The organism is Bombiscardovia coagulans (genome assembly GCF_002259585.1).
Classification (GTDB): Bacteria; Actinomycetota; Actinomycetes; order Actinomycetales; family Bifidobacteriaceae; genus Bombiscardovia; species Bombiscardovia coagulans.
Genome location: NZ_MWWS01000007.1, coordinates 52267 through 77026, shown reverse-complemented (window position 1 = coordinate 77026; position 24760 = coordinate 52267). Strand labels below are relative to the sequence as shown.

Here is a 24760-nt window from a genome sequence, read left to right as displayed (position 1 = left end):
CCTCATCACGGACTATAGAAAACACTGTTTGTCGGCGGTTGACGAAATTCATGGAAAGTACTCATAAAAGAGACGATTCTTCTATGAAACATAGTTTACTTGTAAACTAGTCTTATAGTTCTCTATTTTCATAGTAAACTAGCGGGACAACCTTACTGGTAGAGGAGAGTTACATGGCACAGTGACTGAATTATTCTCTGAGATTGCTGAAACACGTACATCGCAATTGCTTACGGAAAAATATAAAGGTAATGAAGAAATACTGTCTCTTCTTAGGGAAAATGCAGTAATTCGGTTTAAGGATACCGTTCTGAACCCGGTTATTAATACAAAATTCGAGCTTAGCAGCTATACAAATGAGACAAATCTATGTGATCTGAATACGTTCAATGAGTATTATTACTGGGCTTCAAAATCAATATATGGCACATCACCGAACTGTAAAGTCATAGAAGAAAACGCGGTAAATTGGGTAAAGCAATCACATATCTTTAAACCTTTTTACGACAGTTCATATGTGGTAAGTTATTTTCTCTCTTTCTCCGATTCATTATAAGTTGAAGATCTTCAGAGCATAGCTGAAGCTGGGGCAATGGCAGATGAGGCGGAATTCGTGAAACTCATATTAGATAGCTATGAAGGCGATATTAGTCGGCTTATTTCACACGTGCTAAAGGAACTGAACTAATGGGAAGATCGGCTTTACGGACATTATATGTATATGCATTTTTTGGCGCATTATTCTTTGAACGTGCCGTTTGGATCAATTACCTCAGTCATGTAGGGTATAGCGTTGCAGAAATTGGCGCATTGCAAACACTGCTCACATTGGCTGCATTCGCTTCTGAATTGCCATCAGGCATATTGGCAGACCGATTTGGATCGCAGAAGGTCATGATTGTAGGCCATTTGCTAATAGCCGTTTATATCATTTCCATGCTGTGCAATATAGGCTATGTTGCGCTGATATTGGGATTTGTTTCGTATGGTATCGGTCTATCCCTTATTTCAGGCAGCGATCAAACGCTTCTGCATGCAACCAATCCAGAGCAAAGCTATCAGCACAAGATAGGTATCTTTGAAGCAATTTCTATCCTTGGGTTAGCTATAAGTTCAGTCATAGGAGGATATCTAACTACAGTATCTTGGGAAGCGATCTTTTGTATTGAACTCATCACACAGGCCATAGCAATTGGTCTTCTGCTCTTGATTAGGGTTAATACTTGCCGGCAAGTTTTGGCAGACGAGAAGAAAATGACCATTAAGCAGTCTTTGATTGAACTGATCAACGTACTGAAATCACCAAAGACAAGCCTAATAGTGATTACTATTTCTCTGTTTCAAAGCTCTATGTCGGTGCTACTGAATTTTGTTCAACTGCTTCTTGGTGATAAGCATATCTCTCCATTTCTTTCCTCGATTATCATTACTATTGGATTTGTGTTTTCGGCGATTGCCTCACTATCTATCGAGAAAATCTCCAATAAGATCGGCAATCTGGTATCTATAACAGTTTTCATGGGTGTAACTGTTTTGGCGCTGCTTTCGTTCCTGGGCAATGGCGTTGTGTTAATAGTTGCGGCATTCATTCTATTGAGATTTGGGTTTGAGTTTGTTGATACCTCGTTGAATGTCATCATGCAAGAACATTCAACTGATGCGGTGAGAACATCAGTTATCTCAAGTGTAAATACTCTAACATCGGCAGCGATGTTCGTTGAAACAATTCTGGTGACTTGGATTTTCTCTGTGTGGAATGTATCTGTAGGCTTTGCTGTTTTTGGTGGTGTCTGCGTAATGCTGACAATTATTCTGTTCTGCTGTTATATGCATCTCATTCGAAAGGAAAGCGCAGCTAATTAAGGTGTAGCTGAGTTTCGTCGATCCGTTTCCGTCTTTTTTTGATGGTTTATTGATGAGAAGGTGAAACGTCTCGGTATCGTTCAGGTCTGGGACCACCGACGGCAGAGTCCTTCATGGTGGCATAACCGCCAGTAAACATTTCCGGAGCACACCCATATGCCCGGTCGCCCGAATGTGCCTGGTGCGGCCAGCGCGATATTGTAATCAGCGACCAGCAGGATCTCAATTCCGATTCACTTGTCCCGGCATGCAGTCACCGGCCAGTCAATGTGACTCTTGGTACCTAACTCGTTGCTGACAGCTTTGCACTAAGCCTCGCCCGATATGCGGACCGTTCATAGCTAGGTCCTCAGCTATGCGGTCGGATAAGTCTCTCTGAGGCTGAAAGGGGAATTAGGGGTTGGGTGTTGGAACTTAGGGCAGAAGTGCGTCGGGGTGACCCGTCTACAAGATGCTCAGCCAAGCATGTGCTTCTGCGCAGCATCCTTTAACAACTGGACAGTTCCATAGAATATTTGCATCGCAATTGGCAGGGAAAGAAGGTGAGTAGGAACAAACAAGACGTCTTGAGTATTTTGACACAAATGGCCTTTTTGGCGCAATCCCTAAAGCATACTGTCTTAAGTATCAGCTTTCTGATTTTGTCCCGGCACGATTATCTTGAAGGTTTAAAACAGCTTTATCAAAGAGCGCTGTTGGGTAGAGCTTTCTGGAATGATCGTCTTCCGAAAGTGTAGTACATATCCAATATATGGACAGATACTGTCACAGCGACAACTTTCTATTACCATTGTTATACACACAAGTTGTGCATATATGTTACGACGGCAAAGGAATCGCTATGAGACATATATCTTTGGCGCAAAAACTATTTACTGCAGTTGCCGTTCCGACTGTTCCCGTCATGTGTGCGAGCACGGCATCGGCATCACCCGTATCCTTTATGGACGAGACTGAAGTTATTGCGCAGAATGCTTTGCGCGGTGCCGATGCTCGCGGCTGGGTTCGTGTTGGCGATGCAGTTGTTGGATGCATTGCATAATGTTCGATAAATCAATAGTTATTGCTGTCAGTTTTTTCGGACTATCGTTAATCATTGCTCATATTATATCGTTTGTCACTGATTCACAGTTCTGGGGTTTATGCACTTACCCGGCAGCTTGGGTGATGATGATTATCTTTATGGCAATAGAACGCCGAGGGAAACACGATAAAGACTAGCGTCATTTGAAGATACTGAAATGTGTAAATTGGGAGAACTGCTGTGAGTTTTACAGTTCGCCCTCTTCGCATTTTCTTATGTGCTAGTAATTCGTGGCTAAATCACTCCATATACAGTTCCCCTTGAGGTGCCAAACCGTTGTGCAATCTCATTGACCGCGACACTTCCGGAAGCGTAGAGCTGCCTGATCATGGCCTCATCACGCTTGCCGAGTTTGCGGCGCCACGCAGGCAGCTTCGCGCTAACAAGCAACGTTTTAATTGAGCAGGTGAAAGAATATCCGGTTGAGCACTTTGGCGTGCACTATAACAATTCAAATTCAGAGGCGCAATCAGCCTATTACAGCAATGCGCAAAACTAAAAATAATGTCTTGAGTCAATCTAGGGAGTAGGGATACTGCACATGTGGTATAAGCTGATTTGAACAACGATGCTCTCTGATTGGTTAACTTTATTAAGGAAAACGGTTAGTAGAATGACACAAGTACTCCAATTAAACCATGTATCGCGTGATTTCAACAAGGGTCGGACTCATGCTGTGCGCGATGTTTCTCTGACTGTGAGAAAAGGGGAGATCCTTGGATTGGTCGGTGTAAACGGTGCAGGAAAAACAACCATCGTAAAAATGTGCTCTACTCTGCTTATGCCTACTTCTGGAGATATAAAGATTAATGGCATAGATGCTGTTCGGAGCCCGGAAAAGGCACGTGGTGATATTGGCTTAGTGATTGGGGGAGATAGAGGATTTTATCCCAGAGCAACAGTGCTTGCCAATATGAGATTTTTTGCTGACCTAGCGGGTGTCCCCTATCGGCATAGAAATGAACAGATATCTCAGCTACTGAAAGCCGTATCTTTAGAGGCAAAAGGTAACTCACATGTTAACGAGCTGTCTAGAGGTCAGAAGCAGCGACTCCACATAGCTCGGGCACTTTTAGGTAATCCTTCACTACTTCTGTTGGACGAGCCAACAATCGGTCTGGACCCTGATGTTGCTCTACAAATGCGTGACCTTATACGGATTATGTCAAGTAAAGGCGTGGGAATTCTCTTGACAAGTCACTCTATGGTTGAGGTAGAGGAATTGGCTAACAAAGTTGCTGTATTGGATAGCGGCGTCATTCGTGTGCAGGGAGAGTTGAATGATATATACCGTTATGCCCACATCAGCCGAACTTCCACTTTTAGTTTCACTCCGTCTGGTTTATTCCGACCAGAGACCGTAGCTGAATGGTTTGCAGGTAAAGGACAGGTGATTTATCGCGCGGTAGGGTCCACTTGGTTTTTTACTGTTCTATGGAATCTGTCATCCCTTCCTTTTGACCACCTGATTACTACTGCTTTTCAATCGAATGGACTGACTGCGCCCGTTGATATATATACTAGGAAAGTTACTTTAGAGGACGCTTTTCTATCCATATCACAGAAAGGTGTTTATGAGGACGCTTAGACAGATCGCATTTCACTTCAAAGAATTCTCTACTACCAGCTATTTCTTGCAGTTAGTAGCAGTAGGGACGATTGCGGCCTGTATAATTCAACGCTTAGGTGTACATGCTTGGGGAACGAGCGCATATACTGGCTTCTTACGTTCTTTTATCATCGGAATGTGGACTTCCTGCACGTCTGCAGCTGGAATACTCGGCTTTGAGAGACGCAAAGGAACTCTGATTTATCTGCTTGTAAGTCGGACAAATCCGTTTCTCACCCTCTTGGCTGTAATTGTGCCAACTGCCACTTTTGGTTTATTTGCGCTTCCTCTGTCATTAGTGATATGGAGCATACCGGGATCTGCTGCTTTGCATATTCCTATACTCATGTGTCATGCATGGCAGATAGTGCTTGGAGGACTGCTGTTATGGGTCAGTATGTTGTCGATAACTTTCGTAATCTCAGCCATTTTCATTATCACTCCGAACGCTACTACTTATGAGGGTATGATTCTGGTTCCTGCACTATTTTTCTCCGGTACTTTTGCTCAGACGGGCAGTACTTCTGTGCTGCTTCAAATCGCAACATATTTTCTTCCTACGACATCGGCGGTGACATTTTTGTATGATCCTGAGCCGACAGTGACAAGCGCGTTGAGACAGGTATCGATAACTGTCATTCTCTCTTGCATATGGATAATGATTGCATACCTTTTTGGGCGTCACGCTATGCAACTAGCTCGGAAAGACGCCACGTTGGAGATTATATGATATCTTTGCTTATCCGAACTCTGTCTACAGCAAACGTAAGTAGACAATCATCTATGCTATTCGCGGACGTAAAGACTGTATTAGTTTCCGTTATTGTTACCCCAGTTCTTGATATTATCTTTTCCGTTCTCCTGGGAGCAAGCCTTGCATCACCAAATCTGATAAGAATAGCCTACGCGGGTACAATTATTTCCATAGCAATGACCACGTGCACTGCCATGTGCACAACAGTTTCTTTTGATAAGGATCAGGGAATAATACAGGACGTACTGTCTAGACGGGTATTTGATGGAGCTTACTGGATAGGGATATCAATTCCTGCTGCATTTGCCGGCTTAAGTACTGGTATTGTCTCCATACTCGGAATTCTGCTAGTAGATCCAATTCATGATATTCAGACATTTCATAGAATCACAGCACTGTTTCCCTCTGGAATAGCGGCTGGAATTTTGCTAGGAGTATTTGTTGCCGGTCTTGGTCTTCCTCTGAAGGACTCATATGCGGCGCTAAACACCATAACCCCCCTCATCCCCATAACTGCAGGAGTGGTGGTACCTCTGAGATTCTATCCTGATTGGATTCATCCTTTACTCAATGTTCTCCCTCTATCTACATCTGTCGAGGCAATCCAGAATACAAACTCATGGTATATCGTGCTACTACGAGAGGTATGTATTGGAGTCGCTTTTGCTGGTGTAGGAATTCTTGCCTCACGTTACGCGACAATTAGCCTTAGAAAAGGTACACTACGCGAGATGAACTAGCATAAGGGCTTTTTAAATTTACACCCCTGACAGCAGTGCTTATGATACATAGCTGTCAGGGGTGGAAAGCGAGTGTTATTTACGTATTGTCTCGATAGACACAAAAAGGCAGTTTACTGCTGGTCAGCTAGGCGCTTGCGGGCTGCAATAATCTCTTTCTCAGCAGCCTCAGCGTTAGTCCAGAAATCTCCAGGCATAACTTCTTTACCTGGCTCCAAGGCCTTGTATTGCTCGAAGAAGTGCTTAATTTCTGCCTTGTGGTAATCCGATACATCATCGATGTCTTTGATAGAGTCGAAACGCACATCTGCAGGTACGCACAGAACCTTGTCGTCACCGCCAGCTTCGTCCACCATGTGATACAGGCCAACAGCGCGGCATTCAACTATGCATCCCGGGAAAACGGAATTGGGGAGCATGACTAGAGCGTCGAGAGGATCTCCGTCTTCGCCTAGCGTGTTCTCGATATAGCCGTAATCATCGGGGTATCCCATGGAAGTAAAGAGCGTTCGGTCAAGCTTGATGCGGCCGCTTTCGTGGTCTACTTCATACTTATTGCGTGATCCGCGGGGAATCTCTATGACTACATCAAAGGTTTCTGCCATGGTTTTGGTCTCCTTCATCCTTGGTGCTCAATGCTTGGCACATATGCGGTTTCTAGCTACATTGTACCGCAAACTCATGCCTAAATCCTTATTAATCTATCGGTGATTTGCATAGGGTCTGTGGAAACACACGCAGCGTATCCATAAAAAGCTCACTAAAGCACAGTTGACCACATAGTGGGTGGAGTCTTTTCCTGAAACGACATGAACTGACAGACTAATCGACATGGCCAGTGAGACAAGGTAACGGAACATACGTTATTTCAAAAAAGGAAGGTGATGTGTTTTGATAGAAAGCAACGGAAAGTGCTATCAGACAAAGATGCAGATAGAGGGGCACAATGAGAAAGGTACCGCAGTCCGAAGGCAATCCAACTCAGCACAACAGGGGCAAGAAGCGATGGCTGAGCATCATACTCGTGCTTGTGCTAACGGTCGTAACAGTTTGTGGGGTTGGAGTTTGGCACCATCGCCAACAGCATGAGCAAGCATTTGCTAGCTGTCAGCGAGAGCAAAAGCACATGCAAGAAACGTACACCCGCTGGCAGCAGGAAAGGGAACAAGCCCTTCAACTGCAAACCATACAGCCAGAGGAAGTAATTGAATCGGAAAGTGTTAGTACATTTCGTGCTGCTGTCAAGAATGAGCCTAAGACCCTGCAAGGTAATTGTAAGGCAAGCGATTCAACGGCTGACTTGGAACATGCAGTATTGCAGTATCAACAGACTCAACAATCTTCTCAGAAACAGGCGAAGGAGTTACAGGCTGCTGTGAAGAAGTTGTTGCGCTCGCGTGATGCGAAGGTTTTATCTGATGGTAAGGCTGCTTTGCAGGCTAAGAGTGATGAGGGGTCGAAGTTGTTGGCTGATTCTGAGGGCAAGGTTGCTGATAATGCGTGTAGGGAGAGCTTGCGGCAGGCTGTAGTTGATGCTGGTAAGGCTTCTGCTTCGTCGGTTGTGGCTGATGTTGATAAGGCTCGTTTGAATGTGCAGGGTGCTATTGATGCGGTGAATGCGAATATGCAGGCTAAGGCCACGGCTGACGCTCAAGCCGCCACTGCTGCTCAGGCTGCTGTGCCAGCACCATCATGGACTCAAACACAAAAGCCTGCACCTTCGTATACTCAACCTCAAGGTCATCGAAACTATCAAGCACCAGCCGCTCCAACACCGGCTCCAGCACCTGCACCAGCTGCACCAGCGCCTAGTACCAGTAGTGGGAACGGTGTAAGCCCAAGCGTTAACGATTGGATGAACCAGATAGGTCAGCCGGTTTGTGTAAAGGGTCAGGCTTGTGGTATTGGCTGATTGATTAAGAATGTGCCAGTGAGATGGAGCACCCTGAGAAAGTAATCAATCTCACTGGCTTTTAATTGTGGACGATCGTAAATGGTCGTCCCCTTCATACTAGTAGAAGGGTAATGAAATATGAAAATGACAGGAAAGTTCAAGGGATGGGCTGAAAAGACTCGTCACTTGTGTTCCACTGCTAAGGGTAAGAGTGTTGCGGTTGCGTCTGCTGCTGTTACTGCTGTGTTAGTGGCTACTGTTACACCGTCTGCGTTTGCTGGTGGTGGCGGTGGTAGTGATACCGGTGATGGTACGACTCCTATGGCTACCCAGGTGTCGTGGGCGTATCGGGATAATAATGATGGTGGTTTTGGTGGTGCTGATATAGCTAGTATCAACACTGCGTTTGCTTCAATGGGTGTAAGCATGCTGCCAACTGGCCAGCCTAAAGCAATGAAAGCGTTAGATGAAGCGAATCGTAATTGTCAGGCCCGGTTTAATGAAGCACACCCAGACCAAGCAGGACAAGGTCAATGCCGTGTGACCGGTGTTGGTGTGATGACCGGACCAAGTAAACAATTCAGTGGCATGGCCCACCACCTGAAAAGCGACTGGATTAGCGCATGGTCAGCGACCGTGCAAGGCAAAACTTACAGCAACAACGGAACAAGCTATCAAACTAATAGTCCTTTTGCTGATCAGCCAGATACATCGGTTAACAGACTGGTGGATCAGTATACGGCTGATGACACTACGATCGTGGTGATCATGCTTAATAAGTATGAGCCTAAAGGTGTGTCTTCGTATCGTTTGTCAGTGGAGACGGATCAGCAGGCTCCGGCTGATATGAAGGTGGGGTCCACGGCTGCGGTGACTGACGTGTTCCATGCTCAGGCTTCTACTGATATTCGTGAGGATGTGAATGCTCATTGGATGCTGCATTATGATGGGCATCCTGATGGGTATATCAGCGCGAAGAGTGTTGCTAAGGATGTGCCTGTACATAATCATGGTGATACACCCTTAGCGTTTACTCCTGCTGATCTCGGGTTGCCACACTGGATGGAGGGCTCGTATTGGTTTGATGTGCAGGTTACGAAGCAGGGGCATATGGAAGCTGCCGTTGATACTGCTGACCGGGATCCACGCGAGACGTTCCGTGTGAGTGCTGTCCCTCCTTCGGTTCCGGTGAAAACTGTGGAGAAGGGTGTGTCAGCTGATCAGATGGTGAACCGGACTCGAATCAGTAGTAGTACCGGTCGTGGTGGTTTTGAGATGCATGTCGTGGATTCCATTGATCCGGCTGGTAAGTCCTATCGTGTAGACAACCTCAAGGTCACGGACATTACCGATGGTCGTGATATTTCCAATGATTTTGTTATGGCGTGGGACCAGACTGCACACAAGGTGACAGCCGATCGTGCGAAGGACAAGGGTGAGATGCTCTTGGACCATATGGTTGAGTTCAGTTTCGATGTCATCATGGCGAAACCTGATTTCGGTCAAGTAATTGACCATGCCTCGGTGCAGTGGAACCATCACCCTAGCGTGGATACGGGAGCTAAGAAGTTCCCGACTTGGAGGCCTGCTCCTGATAAGTCGTGGATTAAGCTTGATCCTACTACTGGTAAATGGGCCGCTGTCATCGATCCTGACCACACCAATACCACTGGTGGTGATAACAACACCTATCTCGATGGGGACAAGGTTGCTAGTGTGGTCAATGGAACCGTGGCTGCTGATCTGATTCAAGCTCCTAAGACTTTTACCTTTAAGGATGATTGGTCTCGTGCTGCCTACATTTTCAAGGCCGATGATGCATCTAAGGTTCGTGTGTATCAGGCTGAGGCTGGTTCCGAGACCAAAAGCTCGGTCAGTGATATAGACAATCAAGGTGTTGACGTGACAGATCAGTTCGATATTGTTATGAATGGCACCTCGGTCAGTGCGACAGCTAAAAACTCGTATCGGGCAAAGCTCAAGGGACTAGACAAGCCTCTTCAGGTCACTATGTTGGTTCCTGGCGTGATTGATTTTGCTCAAGGTAAGGGAGCTGAGCAGGTTCGTAAGGATTTCGGTAAAGCTCCTGGTGAGGAACTCACGTTCTGCCAAGCACCTGCTCCTAGCGCGGGTGGTGCTGGTGCTGATTTAATTAACAGTGCTTCACAGATGGTTAATGCTCACGAAATTTCAACCAATCAACCCAAGATCTGTGGTTATGTGCCCCCAGTTCATAAGGACGTGATTGGTGAGTCTTCTCAGGGTGGCAGTCAGGAAAGCGTCGACGGCAAAACGGTTCTGCCTGGACAGAAACTGGAATATACGGTTCGTGCTGACCCAACTATTCCTGACAACGATGCCTACGATATTACGAAAGTGGTTGTCGCTGACACTTACGATGAGCAGACTATAGCGGATAAGCAGACCCTGGAGATCACAGACTTGAACACTGGTCAAATCATTCCCCGGTCCCAGTGGACCGGTATGTGGGACGATAATCGGCACCAATTCACTGCCAGCTTCGCGGACAGTTGGGTGCAGGCGAACTGGCATAAGGGCTCACATCCGCGTATTCTTCTGCGCTTCGAAGCTCGGGTGAAAGCTGATGCTCCTGCCGATCATATCATCAACAACCAGGCATGGCTGACTATCAACAACTCCGTTACCCCATCGAACACGGTAAATAATCGGCCACCTCAATTGAAGCCTAATAAGGAAGACACTCAACAGGATGCAACGATCAATATTGATGGTAAGACCGCTCTCTTAGGTGATCATTTGTACTATCGGATTACCCTTGATGCCAGCGACCTATCCACCACCGCATATAAAGTGCAACGACTTGGCCTTATCGATGATTACGATGAGCAATACGTGAAGGTCGACGAGGCTAACATTCACGTGCTCGATCCAGCAGGTACTGATGTTACTGCTCAACTCAATATTCAGGTCAACAATGGTGCTGTCTACGCCTTTTTCAAGACCGTAGACACTGTGATTCCAACAACAGGAGAAACCCTGAAAGGTGAACCGCAGCCCAGGGAACTGGAAACGTACAGTAAGCAACCCCTGGATCCCTTGAAAGACCCGTATATAGACCAAACAGTATTGGGTAAGAAATACCAGTTGGTGCTGCCAGTGACGGTGGTTAAAGCTACTGACGGGTACACCGTCAAAAACACTGCACGGCAGATTACGAACAATCGTGAAAGTGTCACGAACACGGTGAGTAATCCCCTGAAACCTATGAATCCATACAAGGACGTGGTGGTCAATGTTGGTGGTACGAGTGTTAACAAGCATTCAATTTACCTACATCATCAGTTCTTATACCAGTTAGATTCTTCAGTATTGCCTCCAAAGCGAGCCTATCCGAAGGTTACTGAATGGTCGATTGTGGACAAGTATGATGCAGAACATGACAAGCCAGCCGGACAGTGGGCGGTCTATGCTAACCGCGACTTAGTAGACGTGTCAGGCAAGACTATTGCTAAGCGAGGGGAGCGGATAGGAGGTAGTGACTTCGATGTGGTCAAACAGTTAGGTGTGAAGGCTGAGCTATTTAAGTATGAACACAAGGATGGTAAAGAAGCACAAATAACAATTACCGCCACTCAACCATATTTGGATATGGTCAGTTCAGATAGCAAGGAGCAAGCCTGGCGTGCGTATGTGCAAATGACGCGAATTAAAGCCGGTGACAAGATCGTCAACACGTTTACTGAAACCATCAACGGTGTACCACGCCCCTCAAACGAAGTGGAGACCTCCACTGCTCAGTTGCAGGCAGCCATATCAATTAAAAAATTCGACCAGACCAGCGGACCTGATCGGGGTGACCGCAACACTCCTGCTGAAGCGCTGGAAAATGCAAAAGATGGAATTCAGATTGTCTTTCGTATTACGAATACTGGTCAAGTTCCTCTGACATCACTTCAGCTGAGGGACCAAACTATTAAGGGATCTGGTCGTGTTGAACATCTTCTCTATCCAAAGGATTTTGACCGGTTTATACTGCGGCCTGGAGACTCTATAGACATCACTGGTGAACTAACAGGGGTAGAGGAAGGCGATAGCCATACTGACCGTGCTGATTTGAGTGGAGTTCCTCTCGTTGACTGCCCAGTGGTAGATGAAAACCCATGGGATGATATCCCCGGAGTGAAACAGGCAGGCACGTGTAAGGGGCAGGAAATTGTTGCGCAACCAGATGATTGGAATGGGAAGCGGCCCCGACCACGAGCCTCTGACCTTCCTCAAACCGGTGCAAATGTACTAGTTCTTGCTTTACTGGCGCTCTCTTTACTGGGAGCTAGTATTCCCTTCTTCACGAACGCTTTGGGTAGGTTCAAAAAGAGAGCATGAAAGCAGAGCTTGCCTTTGATAGTCAACAGTAGAAGACTGCGGCAAAAATTGGTAGTTGCTCCTGCCGCAGTCTATCTCCGGTTCGATTGGTTCTCACTTGCCACCTGGTGTGATGAGCAGCTCGTTTCGCGGTTGGTTGTTAAGTGCAAGCAGTGAATTCCAAAAGATATGAATATTGTTACGTAGCACTGGTACTGGCTAGAGTATTACTGCTGTGAACTTGTGTAAGAGTAGGGGGTGCATATTGGTTTGATGCTCTTCATATCTTGGGCATTGCTGGCAGGTATGTGCAATATATCTATTGTTGTTTATGATTTTTGGATATTCCTCGTATAAAATCTGCTGTCTGGCTGTATTCCTGACAGGTGTAAGCAAAGGTTGGTCGATTGTGTGAATAATCGAAGTGTTAGCAGGAAACTGGGGGAATATTAATCAGGAAACAAGTTGTTTGCTATTCACTTATCTTGCCTATTGTTGTTACCTTTTTCCATATTCCGGCTTTTGTTGGAAGTTGGTTGTGGGTGGAACCAGGAAAAACGGGTAAGCATGGCTCGTTTGATGGGTGGAAGTATGGCAATAAGCAGTCCTAAGACCATCGTTCCAATACATATCCAAGAGGCAGTGTTCTTTCCAAGAAAAATGAGAATGACAACGAGTCCAATGCCAATTAACGAGACCACTTGGGACCATGACTTCTGCGAAGAAGTCAGTTGATCGTTCTGTAAGGGGAGTAATCCTAGGAAGAAACCGACAAGCAAGGTGATGGCGCCTGGAATGATAATAATGGCATAGTCGATTGTTGTCATACCGATTCCTGTTCTCTTGGTTCGTTTAATGGTAAAGTGCGGGTGCCTTTCAAAGCTTGTGTTCGAGCCGTAATATTGGTCAGTGCATCACGATGCTCTTGTTCGTTCATAACTTCTCCGGGATCCATCCCAGATAACAAGGCAATTATGGTCTCGTATGAGGTGTGAGCAGTATTGAGGGCGCTCACCAACCGTCCCTGTCTCATGACAGCTATACGGTCTGCAACTGCGAAAACATCAGGAAGATCATGGCAAATCATGACTACACTGCGACCTTCTGACTTCATGCGCTTAATATAGCTCAGTATTTCGGCTGTTTGCATGACTGATAATGATGAAGTTGGTTCGTCCAAGAGAATTAAATCTGGGTTATTTAATAAGGTTCGGGCTATTGAAACTGTTTGTTTTTGCCCTAGCGATAGAGAGGACATAGGTTGTCCGACCCGGATTGCGGCAGAAAGAGAGTGAAGGATTTCCCTGCTTTTTTTCTGCATAGCTTCATCATTTCGCCGCAGATGCTTGTTGGTGAGTTCTTTGCCTAAGAATAGGTTGGCTGAAACATCCAAATTATCGCAGAAGTCTTGGCTTTGAAAGACGGCAGCAATACCAAGTTGTGCTGCTGCTCGGATGGTGGGTATGCTGACCTCTTTGCCCTTCCAAAACAGTGTGCCAGAAGCAGGGTGAATGAGTCCTGACATAATTTTAACTAGAGTAGACTTTCCAGCTCCATTGTCGCCAACGATGGCTAAAACTTCGTGCCTACCTATAGATAGATTTACTTGCTTAAGAGCTGGTACCAATCCAAACTGTATCGAGATGTCACTCATCTCCATTAATGGTGCGGCATCATGCAACTCAACCACCTCCTTTACGATGATTGCTCTGTGGACTTGGTGGACACTGCTATGTGTTCGTTTACCCTGTCAACTGCCATCATAGCTGCTCCGAGAGCTGATCCGGTTATGGGATAGCGTGCAGGTAGAACTTCCATAGGAACCATGGCATCTGGGAATAACATTCGTTGTAGTGTTTCTTGTAAGGGATCTAAGAAGACTGAACCAGTGGCACTGAGCATGCCACCGAGAATGACTACTTGGGGATCTACGGCGTTGCATAAGTCTGCAACAACGTTGCCGATCCTGATAGCTGCATCAGCAACGATACGGCGGCAACCAGGATCCCCCTTATTGACGCTGCCCACGAGGCTCTCCATATTCATGGCTCCATGCGTGACACTTAAAAGTGAAACAAGTCTGTTTTCGTTCACCACTGTATTGAGGCAGCCTCTGTTTCCACAAATGCAGATATCGCCGAGAGGGTCTACCTGCACGTGACCGATTTCACCTGCAAGGCCAGTTGTGCCTCTCCAGATTTCGCTATTCATTACTATGCCAGCTCCAACGCCGTCATTGGCTTGAACGTAAACAAAGTGTCTTTTACCTGTTGCTGCCCCTAATCGCAATTCCACGAGTGCAGCATAATTTGCATCATTGTCGACGTTAACTGGAACATTGAGTGCTTCTGCAAAAGCTCCTTTAACATCTTGGTTATCCCAGCCTTTGAGAATGCCAGGAATGGCCAGCTGGTGTGTCCTGCAATCCACTGGAGCGCCCAGGGCTATATCTAAACCAACGAGTTCATCTGCTCGCGCTCCAATGGAAGTGAGTGTTTCTCCAATGAGGATTACAGCTCGCTCTATGGTGGTGTCTGGCTTGTGATGGTTGGGCAGTGGTAGATTGTGCTCGGACAAAATGGTGTGCGAGGAATCGATAATTTCAAGTCTCATATCACGTCGGCCGATATACAGACCTGCTCCTATGCCTTTCTGCCTAGTGAGCATAACCAACGTTGCCCTTCGACCATTGTGGGTCGTTACCGATGTCTCCAGCAGACCTTGATCGCTCATCTGGCGGACGAGATTTGAAACGGTTGCAGTTGAAAGTCCTGTATTTTCTGCTAGTTCGATCTGCGTCATGGCGCCAAATCGTCTGATTGTGTCCAACAACAAGACGCGATTTGCTTCGCGCAGAGAGGTTTGGGATCCAAACAAACGATGTGCCATAAAGTACTAGTGTAATCGGGAGTGACGAAAGTGGTGCATTTATTGAGCATATGTATGGACGTGAGGGCACTGCTTCCTCGTTGTCAATGCATATGGGAGAGGGCCTGCACGTTCGTTTTAATTTACTATTCAAACTCATAGTGGTAATTTTTTACATATTGTGTTGAAGTCTTGAACGCAATATTGTATGCTATTACCAGACCTCAAAGAATGAGGATTCGTGGGCATGGTTGCCCACCAGAGGATTTCAAAGATGAAGGAGTTTCTATGAGAACCGTGAAGCGGGTCCTGGCGGCAGCATTGGGCATCACCATGTTGGCTGCTCTGGGTGCATGCGGTGGCACTCGTTCAACTAGGGGAACAGGTAGTTCCGAAGCAATGGAAAAGGGTGGAACTATCGGTATCTCTATGCCAACGAAGTCAGAAGAACGTTGGAATAAGGATGGTAACAACCTGAAAGCTAAGCTAGAGAAAGCTGGGTATAAGGTTGTGCTCTCTTTTGCTGACGACAAACCGGCCCAGCAAAATGCTGATATTGAGAATATGGTGAACAAGGGAGCAAAAATCGTTGTTGTAGCTTCCAAGGATGGAACCGCAGTGGGGCCTGCTGTTGAAAAGGCCAAAGACGCTGGTGCTAAGGTGATTGCCTATGACAGGTTGATTATGAACACCAAAGCAGTTGACTATTATGCAACGTTCCAGCTGGAGCAGACTGGAGTTTTGGAAGCAAACTGGCTGATCGATCAGCTTGGGCTAAAGTCAGGCGCAAAAGGTCCCTATAACGTCGAACTTTTCTCTGGTTCGCCGGACGACAACAATGCCAAGTTCTTCTTCAAAGGAGCTTGGGAGTTACTGCAACCATACTTCCAATCTGGTGTCTTGGTGAGCCCATCCCAGCATGGTGGTGGTGTAAGCAAGGACTTTAAGGTTGCTGATTGGCAGAAGATATCAGTACAGTCATGGAAAACTGAACAGGCGCAAAAAGACATGGAGTCTATCCTTGATTCAACCTACGCTCATGGCGAGAAGTTGGATGCTGTGCTCAGCCCTTACGACGGCATCTCTCAGGGAGTTATTAACGCAATACAGTCCAAGCGACCAGATATGCGGCCGAACTCAGATAACTGGCCAAAAATCACCGGACAAGATGCTATGGAAATTGCGGTGTCAAATATTTCAAAAGGCTTGCAGGGAGAGACAGTCTTCAAGGATGTGAACAAGCTGGCTGACGCTGTATACGACATGATTCTTGAAATAGCGCAAGGTAAAAACGTATCTGGACTTAATGGCAAGTTCAACAACAATTCTGTAGACGTACCTTCCAAGCTTCTTGAACCTCAGGGAATCACCCAAAAGAATCTCGCTGACCTCGTTAAGGCAAAATACCTTACTCAGGAACGATTCGACCAGTTGACCAAGTAAACGTAGATATGTCTGTCAAGCGGGAACTACCTGTACAGGTAGTTCCCGGTGAGGACAGGAGGTAATAATTGTGACTCAAGAAGACATCATCTTACATATGAATAACATCACCAAGAGCTTTGGAGCGGTTAAAGCATTGTCTGGTGTCACTATGGAGGTGCATAAGGGGGAAATTCACGCCATTTGTGGTGAAAATGGTGCTGGCAAGTCAACGTTGATGAACGTGCTATCAGGTGTATACCCATATGGTTCTTATGGTGGTGAGATCGAATTTGACGGTAAGCAATGCCAGTATCACACCATCAACGATTCTGAAGCTGACGGTATTGTCATTATCCACCAAGAACTGGCGTTGAGCCCTTTCTTGTCAATTGCTGAAAACATCTTTATGGGTAATGAACAAGCTAATGGTGGAGTTATTGATTGGAATGCTACCAGAGCTAAGGCCATGCAACTGCTGGAACGAGTTGGACTCGACGAAGACCCAGATACAAAAATCATGGATATTGGCGTTGGCAAACAACAGCTGGTGGAGATTGCCAAAGCTCTATCCAAGAATGTTCGGCTCTTGATATTAGATGAACCGACTGCTGCTCTTAACGATGAAGATTCCGAGCACCTTCTCAACCTAGTTCGTCAGCTGAGGGACGAGCAAGGTGTTACGAGTATTCTCATTACCCATAAGTTGGGTGAAGTAGGAGAAGTTGCAGACGGTATTACTGTAATCCGAGACGGTTCAACAGTGGGTTCGATTCGTATTGATTCCGAACATCCCCTTGACCAAGATGTCCTCATCCAGAAGATGGTCGGTAGAGAGCTGACAAACCTGTATCCGGTGCATGAGCCGCATATTGGCGAAGAAGTTTTCCGTGTAAAAGACTGGACTGTTTACCATCCTCTCGATACATCCAGAGTCGTTGTAGACCATGCAAACTTGGTCGTGCGACGCGGGGAAATCGTAGGGCTCGCCGGTTTAATGGGTGCAGGCAGAACCGAAATGGCAATGAGTATTTTCGGGCGTTCCTATGGTAGCCACATTAGTGGAAGCCTTGAAATAAACGGTCGAGAAGTAGAGCTGCATAACGTGCAGTCCGCCATTAACGCAGGCCTAGCATACGCTACAGAGGACCGCAAAGTGTACGGCCTCAATCTTTTGCAAAATATCAGAGAGAATGCTGCCCTCGCATCATTAGAAAAAATGAGTCGGTACGGGGTGATGGATGGAAATATTGAACGCACTGAAGTCGAAGAGTACCGGAAGGATTTCAAGATCAAGTGCAGCAATATTGACGTACCAGTTTCGACGCTTTCTGGTGGTAATCAGCAAAAAGTTGTTTTAGCAAAGTGGGTTATTGCAGACCCTGATGTGTTAATTCTGGATGAGCCTACTCGAGGTATAGATGTGGGCGCAAAGTATGAGATATACGAAATTATTGACCGACTTGTTGATGAAGGCAAGGCTGTCATCGTTATATCTTCTGAACTTCCAGAACTGATCGGCATATGCGATCGAATTTACACCGTCAGTCAAGGCGTAATTACCGACAATGTGGAACGTCGGAATTTCTCACAGGAATATCTTATGAAGGGCATGACCCAAGAAAAGAAGGGAGTGGCGACGCGATGAACTCGCCAGTTGCAAAGAAGAAAACCCCAAATCAGGTAGATGCTAACAGTTCAGGTGAAGGCATGCTGGCGTCGCTAGCCAGTAATGCTCGACAGTATGGCATCGTTGGTGCGTTAGTAGTTATTGTCCTCGTCTTCGAAGTACTTACGAAAGGTGTGTTACTAAAACCGAACAGCTTCGTTTCGCTTATTCAGCAGAATGCATATGTGATTATTCTGGCTATTGGTATGGTGATGGTTATTATTGCCACCCATATTGATTTGTCTGTAGGCTCTTTGGTTGCATTTATTGGCGGTGTCTGTGCCATCCTCATGGAGCATATGGGTGTTAATTGGGTAGTGGCCATCTTCCTTTCTTTGATTGTTGGTCTGCTTATTGGAGTCTGGCAGGGCTTCTGGGTTGCAATTGTCGGCATACCAGGCTTCATTACTACTCTTGCAGGCATGCTCATCTTCCGTGGTCTTGCGACCGTAATTGTTGGTGAGTCAGTTCCTATTACCTCCTTGCAGTTCAGGGGAATTGCTCGTGATTACCTTCCTAACATTCTTGGCTGGTGGGGTCCCTTCGACGGCTTGACCATTGTGCTTGGCCTTCTGTGCATTCTCGCATATGCATGGTCGCAGATTTCCAAGCGTCGTAAGACCCTAGCCGTTGGTTTAGTACCAGAATCTCAGGGACTCATGATTGGTAAAATCGCGGTAGCTGCGCTGGTGATTGCCTTCGTTACCTACCTTCTTGCGTCATCGGGCAATGAAACCCAAGGCGGAACCCCAATTATGCTGGTTATTGTTGCTGTATTGGTACTCGTGTACAACTTCATCCTGACCAGAACAGTTTTCGGTCGTCATGTTTACGCGGTGGGTGGTAATCGCAAGGCAGCAGTCTTATCTGGTATCAATGCCAAGCGAGTTGATTTTACCTTGTTTGTACATATGGGCTTCCTCTCGGCTGTGGCTGCTATCTGCATGCTTTCTCGCCTAGCTTCGGCAACTGCGCAAGCTGGTATGGAATTCGAAATGGACGCTATAGCATCTTGCTTTATTGGTGGAACAGCTGTTACAGGTGGTATAGGAACCATTCCTGGTGCTGTAGTCGGTGCATTCGTTATGGGTGTCATCAACCAGGGTCTGTCCATTATGGGCGTAGATACAGCCATTGTGAAGACTATTAAGGGTCTGGTGTTGCTGTTGGCTGTGGCTATTGATGTGATGTCTAAGCGGACCAAGAAGTAGTAGCACTATCGAACCACTGCTAGTGCATTGCCCCGGGGCCAAGTTTCCAGGTGGACTCGGGGCGTACCCATTGCTGGAATATGCAGGCTTTATGAAATGGAGAACATCATGCAAATTACGGGAAAAGCTCGAGCAAGAATGTATGCGTTAACAGCCCTTGCTTGCGCCTTGTGGTTAGTTCAATCCCTCGTTGAAGCATCGAAGGATGGCAGTCTCCTTCATTGGTCGACAATAGTGTTTTCATTATGTCTGGGTGTGGTTACTATGTACTGCGGTTGTTGTGCCTGGAAGGTCAATAGAGCAGCAGAGAAAACCGTTTCCACTGACACCCCTGCCTCAAGTGAGTCCTCCCAGGATTGAATGCGCAGCAAAGCCTGTAACTGCCTAAAAGGTCTCCACTAGGGGCTGTAGATGAGTTTGAGAAGGTCAGCTTCTGTATGCAGTGGTGACTGAGGTGCAAAAGCTGGGGTGTAACTAGTAGAAAAACAGTAAAAGCCCGGAACCACTAGGATTCCGGGCTTCTTGGTAGCGGGGTCAGGATTTGAACCTGAGACCTCTGGGTTATGAGCCCAGCGAGCTACCGAGCTGCTCCACCCCGCGACGGCTGCTACAAGCAGCTCTGTCTACTATACTTGCATTGGAGCTAATGTCAAATTGATGCCTTGAGTGAAACGCCGTATATGTGGCTTGATTAGAGACTTTTATTGAGTTAATTTACCATACGCCCGAAAAAGGAGTATTTTGTTACGTCGATAACATTTACATGTATCTCTCCAGGAAATCAAGCTCTGTAGTTTGGTTTCCTGTGGTAAATGGTGAATGGGGACGACTAGCGCTACAGTAAGCATAAGTGCCACTGTCAGGAGGCGGTAGATGTTTCAAGGAGTAGGGAGCGACATGCTAACCCTTGCAGCTTCTCAACCGGAATTGCCCGGTATCGATGACTTCATGCCTCCAGAGATCCTTTTCCAGGGGACTCCATTTGCTATGAACCGTATTATTCTGGTTCGTTTCATTGCAATGGTCGTTATTCTTTTAGTACTGGGCATTACGGCAGCTCGAGCTAAACTCATACCATCGCGTTGGCAGGGTGCTATTGAGTGGCTTTTAGATTTTGTGAGAGACTCAGTTGTTTATGAAGTCATGGGTGAGCTGAGGGGCCGCCAATATGTTCCCATGGTTACAACTGTCTTTCTAACCGTGATGGTCTTCAACCTATGCGGTATCGTACCGGGTTTGAATATCGCAGCAACGGCCACTATCACAATGCCTTTAGTGTTTGCTTTGTGGACGCTTTTCCAATACCTGATAACCGGTATTCGTGAGCAAGGATTGTGGAAGTACTTAAAACAGGAGCTCTTCCCAGCTGGCGTACCGTGGCCTCTCTATATTATTCTGACACCGATCCAGCTCTTGGAATTGCTGATCATTAAACCAGCTTCCCTTACAATCCGACTCTTCGCCAACATGATTGCAGGCCATCTCTTAGTGGCTATCTGTTTGGCATTCACTCAGTTCTACATTATCGAGGCAAGCAACCACTTTCTAGCTATTGCCGGCATTGGCTGGTTTGGTCTTGGTTTTGCACTGACAGCATTCGAAATGTTTGTGGCGGCTTTGCAGGCCTACATTTTTGCTGTTTTAACGACTGTGTACATTAACCAGAGCTACCCAGAGGAGGACTGATAACAGTGTTCTCACGCTTCGTAGCACTCGCGTACATGAGCGGTAAGAGATAAATAGACTTGCGAGATCGCGGCTGACAGCATTCGGTTTCGCGCAATAATCCATAACCGAAATAAGGTTTAGGAAAGGAACACAAATGGATATCATCACTCTCGCTGAGGTAACGGGCAGCATCAGCATTTTGGGCTACGGTCTCGCAGCTCTCGGCCCAGCACTAGGCCTTGGTATTGTGGTTGGTAAGACGGTTGAGAGCATGGCTCGCCAGCCCGAAATCGCCAATAAATTGCAGACAGCCATGTTCATTGGTTTGGCCTTGATTGAGGTGCTTGGTCTGCTGGGCTTCGTAGCTATCTTCATTGCATAGTGAGCGGTTCACTGTAATTTGTATCCTTCTGCAAAAGCAGTCCAGAGCAAAGATGCAAAGTGCAATTCCTAGCAAACAAATACCAAGTACAAGGTAGGTTGAAGGAAAGGAGACGCTGGTGGAGTCTATAGCGGCAGATGGGGGTATTGACCTCTTTATCCCTAAGACGTATGACATCTTTTGGTCGTTAGTCATTCTCATCATTCTTGCGGTCTTCTTCGGCAAGTACTTTATGCCCAAGTTCCAAGCTATTTTCGATGAACGTGCTGCCAAGATTCAAGGTGGTATGGAAAAGGCAAAGAAGGCGCAGGAAGCAGCTAATCAAGCCAAGAAGTCTTATGAGGATCAACTCAACCAAGCTAGGGTTGAGGCATCGAAGATTCGCGATGATGCTAGGGCGGAAGCCTCGCACATCGTCGCAGATGCTCGTACACGGGCACAGAGTGAGGCCGATCAAATTACTGCCAATGCTCAACGATCCATCGAGTCTCAGCAGCAGCAAGCTCTCGTCTCTCTCCAAAGCGAGGTCGGTACCTTGGCAGCTGCTCTTGCTGGAAAGATCCTGGGCACACAGCTCAAGGACGATTCCGTGCAGGCTTCAATGATTGACTCGATTATCGCTGACGCAGGTCAGCAAGATGCAGGTAAACCGAAGGCATGATAACAGGTAGAGTTACTCAGCATGTGCTGAGGATAAACGGTACGCGAGGAGGAGGTGAACTATGCGAGGAGAAGCATCACTAGCCGCTGATAAGGGGGCTCGCCAAGCGTTCGCTCCCCTTCTACAGCAGGCAGGTACTGGGGCTATTGACGTAGCTCAAGAGTTGTTTAGCTTCGTGACGCTACTTGATCAGTATCCGCAGTTGGAAAGGGCACTGACTGATCCCTCTCGACCGGACACGGACAAAGAACGTGTAGTGAGTGAGCTCCTAGCCGGGCGTGCACAAGATCTCACGGTTAGCATTGTCAAGGACCTGTCGACCCGCTACTGGAGCAAGGTCAAGCATATAGCAAATGCAGTTGAAGATTTAGCTGTTGATGCGATGGCCTACTACACAGATGCTTTAGGTATTACTGATCAGGTAGCCGATGAATTGACACAAGTGCACTCGGCTTTCGTTGATTATCCTATCGTGCTTTTCCGTCTCTCTGATGAGTACAGCAAACCACAAGCTAGAGTGAATCTGTTAGATGAGCTTTTGGTTGGTAAAGGCTTACACAAAGAGACTATGCAATTAGTGGAACAAGCGACCCGAGATTTACGCGGCCGTAGCTTTTTACATACCATCGACTGGTTGGTAGACCGTTTTTCTGCTCATATGAATGAAACGATGGTGACAGTAGTCACTGCTGTACCGTTAACGCATGAACAGATGGCCAAGCTGGTGGATGTATACTCTCAGAAACTAGGTCGAGCAATTTATATAAACGCTATAGTCAATCCAGAAGTCATTGGTGGCATGCGAGTGGAGTATGGTTCTCAGGTAACTGACAACACGGTCCTTACACAGCTCAAGCAGTTACAACGACAAATGGCTATTTCGAGTTGAATTAACCAGATTGTAAGACAGACTTGAAAAAGAACAACAATAAGGAGTGATCATGGCAGAATTGACCATTGATCCCGCCGCGGTGCGCAAGGCTCTCGACGATTTCGTGGAGTCATATCAGCCGTCGGATTCGCCAACGCAAGAAGTTGGACGTGTCCGCACAGCTGGAGATGGTATTGCGCATGTAGAGGGACTGCCTGGTTGCATGGCTAACGAGTTGCTGACCTTCGAAGATGGCACGCTCGGTTTGGCATTCAACCTCGACGCTCGCGAAATCGGCGTGGTAATTCTCGGCGACTTCGAGGGAATTGAAGAAGGGCAGGAAGTCCACAGGACTGGTGAAGTACTATCAGTGCCGGTCGGGGATGGCTATCTAGGTCGTACGGTTAACCCTTTGGGTGAGCCTATTGACGGTCTCGGCGAGATCAAGACTGAGGGTCGACGCATTCTCGAGGCTCAGGCCCCGGATGTGATGCACCGTCACCCAGTGGATGAGCCCATGTCCACTGGATTAAAGGCTATTGATGCCATGACTCCAATCGGTCGAGGGCAACGCCAGCTGATTATTGGAGATCGTCAAACAGGCAAAACTGCTATTGCTTTGGATACCATCATCAACCAGAAGGCAAACTGGGAGTCCGGTGACCCTAAAAAGCAAGTGCGCTGCATCTATGTGGCTATCGGGCAAAAGGGTTCTACTATCGCTTCGGTTCGTTCCTCCCTGGAAGAGGCTGGAGCTATGGAGTACACCACCATTGTGGCTTCTCCAGCGTCTGATTCAGCAGGTTTTAAATACATAGCCCCATACACTGGTTCTGCTATCGGTCAGCACTGGATGTATAACGGCAAGCACGTGCTTATTGTCTTTGATGACTTGAGTAAGCAGGCAGAAGCTTATCGCTCGATTTCTTTGTTGCTACGCCGTCCACCGGGGCGTGAGGCATATCCTGGCGATGTCTTCTACCTCCACTCTCGGCTGTTGGAACGCTGTGCCCGGGTTTCAGATGATTTGGGCGGTGGTTCGATGACTGGTTTACCAATTATCGAGACTAAGGCTAATGACGTTTCGGCCTATATTCCGACTAACGTAATCTCTATCACTGACGGTCAGATTTTCTTGCAGTCCGATCTCTTTAATGCCAACCAGCGTCCTGCTGTGGATGTGGGCATTTCAGTTTCCCGAGTTGGTGGAGCAGCCCAGACGAAGGCCTTGAAAAAGGTTTCTGGAACACTGAAGATTTCTCTGGCACAGTATCGTTCCCTGCAATCCTTTGCGATGTTCGCTTCCGACTTGGATGCGGCTTCCAAGGCTCAGCTCACTCGTGGAGCTCGTCTCACCGAGCTTCTGAAGCAGCCCCAATTTTCTCCTTACCCAATGGAGAATCAGGTGGTGTCTGTATGGATTGGCACTCATGGGAAGCTAGATGAGTTAGACCTTGAGGACGTTCTACCTTTTGAACATGGTTTGCTGGACTATCTAGATCACAACACCGATATTCTTAAGACTATCCGTGAAACTGGTGACTTTACCGATGACACAGAAAAGGCGCTTGATCGAGCGACAGACGATTTCGCAAAGACTTTTGTGACCCATGATGGTAAGACGCTAAATGGTCAAGATGCTGCTGATGAGCAAGAAGATGTTCCTGTTGAGCAGGAGAAGCTTGTAGCTCAGGCTTCAAAGGTGGGGGAGCGGTAAACG

Annotated in this window: 22 protein-coding genes and 1 tRNA gene; 17 read left to right on the top strand and 6 right to left on the bottom strand. The window is 46.9% G+C overall.

The features are described from left to right. Positions 1-687 precede the first annotated feature (687 nt). From BOCO_RS06170 to BOCO_RS06155, 3 genes are all read left to right on the top strand, one after another. Positions 688-1863, top strand: a complete 1176-nt coding sequence (locus tag BOCO_RS06170) for an MFS transporter (RefSeq protein ID WP_094723297.1) — start codon at positions 688-690, stop codon at positions 1861-1863. An 841-nt stretch (positions 1864-2704) separates the two neighbouring features. After that, positions 2705-2905, top strand: a complete 201-nt coding sequence (locus BOCO_RS06160; RefSeq protein WP_094723293.1) for a hypothetical protein — start codon at positions 2705-2707, stop codon at positions 2903-2905. Continuing rightward, positions 2905-3084 (top strand): hypothetical protein, encoded by a 180-nt coding sequence (locus BOCO_RS06155; RefSeq protein WP_148140072.1) that lies wholly within the window; start codon positions 2905-2907, stop codon positions 3082-3084. The genes BOCO_RS06160 and BOCO_RS06155 overlap by 1 nt, the downstream gene beginning before the upstream one ends. Before the next feature lie 97 nt (positions 3085-3181). Here the strand turns inward: BOCO_RS06155 and BOCO_RS07605 are convergent, their stop codons facing one another. Then, complete coding sequence (locus tag BOCO_RS07605; RefSeq protein WP_275542071.1) at positions 3182-3337, bottom strand: helix-turn-helix domain-containing protein; 156 nt, start codon at positions 3335-3337, stop codon at positions 3182-3184. A gap of 223 nt (positions 3338-3560) precedes the next feature. Between BOCO_RS07605 and BOCO_RS06145 the strand changes: the two genes are divergently transcribed. Genes BOCO_RS06145 through BOCO_RS06135 form a run of 3 tightly spaced genes read left to right on the top strand, consistent with a single transcriptional unit; the run spans position 3561 to position 6050 of the window. Beyond that, entirely contained in the window at positions 3561-4535 is a 975-nt protein-coding gene (locus BOCO_RS06145) for an ABC transporter ATP-binding protein (protein WP_158520432.1), read from the top strand. Further along, entirely contained in the window at positions 4522-5286 is a 765-nt protein-coding gene (locus BOCO_RS06140; RefSeq protein ID WP_094723285.1) for an ABC transporter permease, read from the top strand. Before BOCO_RS06145 ends, BOCO_RS06140 begins: the two co-directional genes overlap by 14 nt. 53 nt (positions 5287-5339) lie before the next feature. Continuing rightward, positions 5340-6050: a hypothetical protein gene (locus tag BOCO_RS06135; RefSeq protein ID WP_148140071.1), complete on the top strand. Its 711-nt coding sequence runs from the start codon at positions 5340-5342 to the stop codon at positions 6048-6050. Between the two features lie 113 nt (positions 6051-6163). Here BOCO_RS06135 and BOCO_RS06130 read toward each other — a convergent pair whose 3' ends face one another. Further along, positions 6164-6655 carry an inorganic diphosphatase gene (locus tag BOCO_RS06130; protein ID WP_094723281.1) on the bottom strand — a complete coding sequence of 164 codons (492 nt, stop codon included), beginning with the start codon at positions 6653-6655 and terminating at the stop codon, positions 6164-6166. 286 nt (positions 6656-6941) lie between these two features. Between BOCO_RS06130 and BOCO_RS07485 the strand changes: the two genes are divergently transcribed. The 3 genes from BOCO_RS07485 (at position 6942) to BOCO_RS06120 (ending at position 12309) form a co-directional block, all read left to right on the top strand. Continuing rightward, on the top strand, positions 6942-7139 hold the full coding sequence (locus BOCO_RS07485) for a hypothetical protein (RefSeq protein WP_158520431.1): 198 nt from the start codon (positions 6942-6944) through the stop codon (positions 7137-7139). Between the two features lie 37 nt (positions 7140-7176). Next, the gene (locus tag BOCO_RS06125; protein WP_158520430.1) at positions 7177-7962 is read left to right on the top strand and encodes a hypothetical protein; all 786 of its coding nucleotides are present in this window, start codon (positions 7177-7179) and stop codon (positions 7960-7962) included. Positions 7963-8082: 120 nt separating this feature from the next. Further along, positions 8083-12309, top strand: a complete 4227-nt coding sequence (locus BOCO_RS06120; protein WP_094723277.1) for an LPXTG cell wall anchor domain-containing protein — start codon at positions 8083-8085, stop codon at positions 12307-12309. A gap of 455 nt (positions 12310-12764) precedes the next feature. Here the strand turns inward: BOCO_RS06120 and BOCO_RS06115 are convergent, their stop codons facing one another. Genes BOCO_RS06115 through BOCO_RS06105 form a run of 3 tightly spaced genes read right to left on the bottom strand, consistent with a single transcriptional unit; the run spans position 12765 to position 15177 of the window. After that, on the bottom strand, positions 12765-13115 hold the full coding sequence (locus tag BOCO_RS06115; protein ID WP_094723275.1) for a hypothetical protein: 351 nt from the start codon (positions 13113-13115) through the stop codon (positions 12765-12767). Next, positions 13112-13978 carry an ATP-binding cassette domain-containing protein gene (locus tag BOCO_RS06110; protein WP_244568771.1) on the bottom strand — a complete coding sequence of 289 codons (867 nt, stop codon included), beginning with the start codon at positions 13976-13978 and terminating at the stop codon, positions 13112-13114. The genes BOCO_RS06115 and BOCO_RS06110 overlap by 4 nt, the downstream gene beginning before the upstream one ends. A gap of 5 nt (positions 13979-13983) precedes the next feature. Then, positions 13984-15177, bottom strand: coding sequence for an ROK family transcriptional regulator (locus tag BOCO_RS06105; protein ID WP_094723271.1), 1194 nt, complete (start codon positions 15175-15177; stop codon positions 13984-13986). A gap of 267 nt (positions 15178-15444) precedes the next feature. Here BOCO_RS06105 and BOCO_RS06100 point away from each other — a divergent pair, with 267 nt between their 5' ends. The 3 genes from BOCO_RS06100 to mmsB all read left to right on the top strand — a co-directional run bounded on the left by BOCO_RS06100 (position 15445) and on the right by mmsB (position 19458). Continuing rightward, positions 15445-16599, top strand: a complete 1155-nt coding sequence (locus tag BOCO_RS06100) for a substrate-binding domain-containing protein (RefSeq protein WP_094723269.1) — start codon at positions 15445-15447, stop codon at positions 16597-16599. A gap of 97 nt (positions 16600-16696) precedes the next feature. Next, positions 16697-18226: an ATP-binding cassette domain-containing protein gene (locus BOCO_RS06095; protein ID WP_211278697.1), complete on the top strand. Its 1530-nt coding sequence runs from the start codon at positions 16697-16699 to the stop codon at positions 18224-18226. Positions 18227-18288: 62 nt separating this feature from the next. After that, positions 18289-19458: a multiple monosaccharide ABC transporter permease gene (gene mmsB, locus BOCO_RS06090; RefSeq protein WP_244568772.1), complete on the top strand. Its 1170-nt coding sequence runs from the start codon at positions 18289-18291 to the stop codon at positions 19456-19458. A gap of 523 nt (positions 19459-19981) precedes the next feature. Here the strand turns inward: mmsB and BOCO_RS06080 are convergent. Continuing rightward, positions 19982-20058: transfer RNA gene (locus BOCO_RS06080), tRNA-Met, on the bottom strand. 273 nt (positions 20059-20331) lie between these two features. Between BOCO_RS06080 and atpB the strand changes: the two genes are divergently transcribed. The 5 genes from atpB to atpA all read left to right on the top strand — a co-directional run bounded on the left by atpB (position 20332) and on the right by atpA (position 24757). Next, a complete protein-coding gene (gene atpB / locus BOCO_RS06075) occupies positions 20332-21144 on the top strand; it encodes a F0F1 ATP synthase subunit A (RefSeq protein WP_094723263.1) in 813 nt (270 codons plus the stop codon). A gap of 136 nt (positions 21145-21280) precedes the next feature. Further along, complete coding sequence (gene atpE / locus BOCO_RS06070; protein ID WP_094723261.1) at positions 21281-21508, top strand: ATP synthase F0 subunit C; 228 nt, start codon at positions 21281-21283, stop codon at positions 21506-21508. A 118-nt stretch (positions 21509-21626) separates the two neighbouring features. Beyond that, a complete protein-coding gene (locus tag BOCO_RS06065) occupies positions 21627-22169 on the top strand; it encodes a F0F1 ATP synthase subunit B (protein ID WP_094723259.1) in 543 nt (180 codons plus the stop codon). A 61-nt stretch (positions 22170-22230) separates the two neighbouring features. Beyond that, a complete protein-coding gene (locus BOCO_RS06060; RefSeq protein WP_094723257.1) occupies positions 22231-23058 on the top strand; it encodes a F0F1 ATP synthase subunit delta in 828 nt (275 codons plus the stop codon). Between the two features lie 52 nt (positions 23059-23110). After that, entirely contained in the window at positions 23111-24757 is a 1647-nt protein-coding gene (gene atpA / locus BOCO_RS06055) for a F0F1 ATP synthase subunit alpha (RefSeq protein ID WP_094723255.1), read from the top strand. Positions 24758-24760 lie beyond the last annotated feature (3 nt).